The 2844-nt window shown below is 37.4% G+C and carries 2 protein-coding genes and 1 pseudogene; all 3 read left to right on the forward strand.

Translation table 11 applies throughout. From position 1 onward, the window contains the following. A partial coding sequence (locus tag B5X55_RS18800; protein ID WP_079513218.1) for a hypothetical protein occupies positions 1-1029 on the forward strand: 1029 nt, incomplete at its 5' end. Next, positions 1029-2192, forward strand: coding sequence for a T9SS type B sorting domain-containing protein (locus B5X55_RS13755; RefSeq protein ID WP_079513219.1), 1164 nt, complete (start codon positions 1029-1031; stop codon positions 2190-2192). The genes B5X55_RS18800 and B5X55_RS13755, both read left to right, overlap by 1 nt. A 237-nt stretch (positions 2193-2429) precedes the next feature. Then, a pseudogene (locus B5X55_RS18805) lies at positions 2430-2844 on the forward strand (hypothetical protein); the annotation flags it as partial.

Genomic DNA, 2844 nt, shown 5'->3' on the forward strand with positions numbered 1-2844 from the left:
GACGAACAAACAGTAGACCAGTTTCTTTTCGGAGCAGGAAACCTACTGAGCATTTCGTTAGAAAATGATGGTGAAATACCGTTGACGGTAGATCTTTCTGCTTTGGAAGAGACCGTAGCGATTACGGCGAACACTACTTTAATCAATACGCACATTACAAACGACGGGGACACCGATGACCAGAACGAAATCGAACTGCCAGACGATGCAACAGCAACCTCTGGGGATGTTCTTGCAACCGATGCAGCAGGAAACTACTCTTGGATAACACCAATTATTGGAAATAATCTTTCCAATACGAATCTAACACAGACAGGGGATAGAACATATGACTTAAATGATAATGACTTAACCTTCGACATTACGAATAGCTTACTTTCCTTTACTGGTACGAATAGTAATGTTGGTATAGGAAATATTACTCCTCAAGATAAATTAGATGTTGATGGGCAAATTAGGGCAAGAGGAGGATTTGCTTCAACCGAAGGAAGTGCTGGCAACCCTGGTTACGGATTTTACACTAATGGAGACACGAATATGGGAATGTACAGAATAGCTGCTGATCAACTAGGGTTTTCCACAAATGGTCTTGAAGCTATGAGAATAGACCCGACTCAAAATATCGCAACGACCGGAAATTTATCTGTAGGTGGCACTATCTCAACAACTATTTCCGGTCAAGTTCACCCCGATTACGTTTTCCAAAAATACTATTTAGGGAATTCCATTTTAAACTCTAATTATGAGTTTACAAACTTGTCTGAAATTGAAGAATTTGTAAAAGAAAATAATCACCTTCCGGGTATAAAGTCAGCGGCAGCAATCAAAGAACAAGGCTTTTGGGATTTGGGAGAAGCATCTAGAATCAATCTCGAAAAAATAGAAGAACTTTTTCTGCACACCATTGAGCAAGAAAAGAAAATAAAGGAGCTAGAGTCATCGAATAAAAATATGGCTACTGAAGTAGAAACACTTAAAGCACAAATGGAGGAAATAAAGAAACTATTGTTAGAAAAGACAAAAGAATAATGAAAAAACAACTTTCACTTCTTTTCATTCTTTTGGTGGTTTCGGCATCCGCCCAAACTGCCCTATATAACAATGGCAACTTGCGCATTCATGAGGGTGGTAGTATTGGTTTTCACACCCACCTTATCAATGAATCCCCTTTAGACAACAACCTTGGTTTAGCAGGTTTTTATGGCACGCAGTTATTAACTGTTTCGGGTTCATTAACCCCTCAATTCTATGATGTAGAAATTGCATTAGAAAATGATTTGCAATTAGCGTTAGGTATAGATAATAGCAACAATACCAATTTCATATTGGGTAACATACGTACTCCCCTAACCCAACCATCTATTTTTTTTACTTTTTTAGATAATTCGTTCTACACTGGCGAAAATGATTTTTCTAAAATTGAAGGATATGCAGCCATAACTAATCAGCAAGATTTCGGCTTTCCTATTGGGGATGTAGAATTTATGCGTCCGCTGATCTTAAAATCGGAAAGCACGAACCTATTCGCAAAAAGCGCCTATTTTTTAGAGGATGCCAATAACCCAATTTCATTTTTAAACACCTTTGATACCTCTGAAAAAGATTTAGATATTGAAAGTGTTAACACTAGTGAGTTTTGGCGATTAGAAGGTACAATTACATCTAACGTAACCCTAAGCTGGAACCAACGTAGCGCCATGGCAGGACTGACCGATGATGCTACCACGATTATACCTGTAGGCTGGAGCAAAAATTCTAAAAGATGGGTAAATCTTGTTGGTAGCACACCAGTAGGGTCATTAAATGAAGGTTTTATTACCACAACATCATTCATTCCAGATGATTACGAAATTATAACCCTTGGAGCTTCAAAAGCACCATACGAGCCTTTATCATTAGAAGTAGTCAACATTGATAATTTCTTTGTTTCCGTAAATGGAGATGGCATAAATGATTCTTTTTACGTTGCTGAATTAGAAGAATACGATAGTAATTTTGTTCAAATTTATGACCGTTACGGACTTAAAGTTTTTGAAATGGCTAATTATACAGACGAATTTAACGGGTTTTCGAATCTAAATAACATTCCTTTCGGTGCCGAAAAAGGGCTACCTGTTGGTGTTTATTTCTACACTATAGATTTACCTGGAGAAGATTTAAGCTTTCAGGGCTTTTTATATTTGGCGAGGTAAACAAACAGAAAATTATTTTCAATAATCACTCTAGTTAAATTAACTTCAACTCCCTTTTTTACTAACCATTAGAATCAATTACGAGACCTCCTCAAAAGGATGAAACGCAATAAGCATCGCTCAATTGATGGGATACATAGATTTCCCAACAGGTTCTAGCGTCTACACAACATTTAATCGGATTCCTACAAATGCCATCTTACTTTTATAGGTACTAACATATTATGTTATCCCCAAATGTCTATTAAAATAAAATTATTACTGTTCTTTATATTGACCTCCTTTTGCGTACATGCTCAGGTAAAAATAGGACAGAATCCAAATAGCATAAATGCCGCTTCTATTGTAGAGCTTGAAAGTACAGATAAAGCTTTTGTTCTTACTAGGCTAACTACTGCCCAAATGCAGGCCATTACCCCGCTTAGGGGAGCCCTTGTTTATAATACCGATACGAATTGTGTACACTATTTCAATGGTGCTGTTTGGAATAACCTCTGTACAACCACACAGGCAGGAACCTTTACATTCGTAGATAATAACAACGGAACTTTTACCATTAACTATAGTGACGGTACTTCCTTTACTTCATCAGATTTAACAGGACCACAAGGACCTCAGGGTGATACCGGTCTTCAAGGTATGCCTGGTGCCA

The sequence above is a fragment of the Maribacter arcticus genome (assembly GCF_900167935.1).
GTDB classification, from domain to species: domain Bacteria; phylum Bacteroidota; class Bacteroidia; order Flavobacteriales; family Flavobacteriaceae; genus Maribacter; species Maribacter arcticus.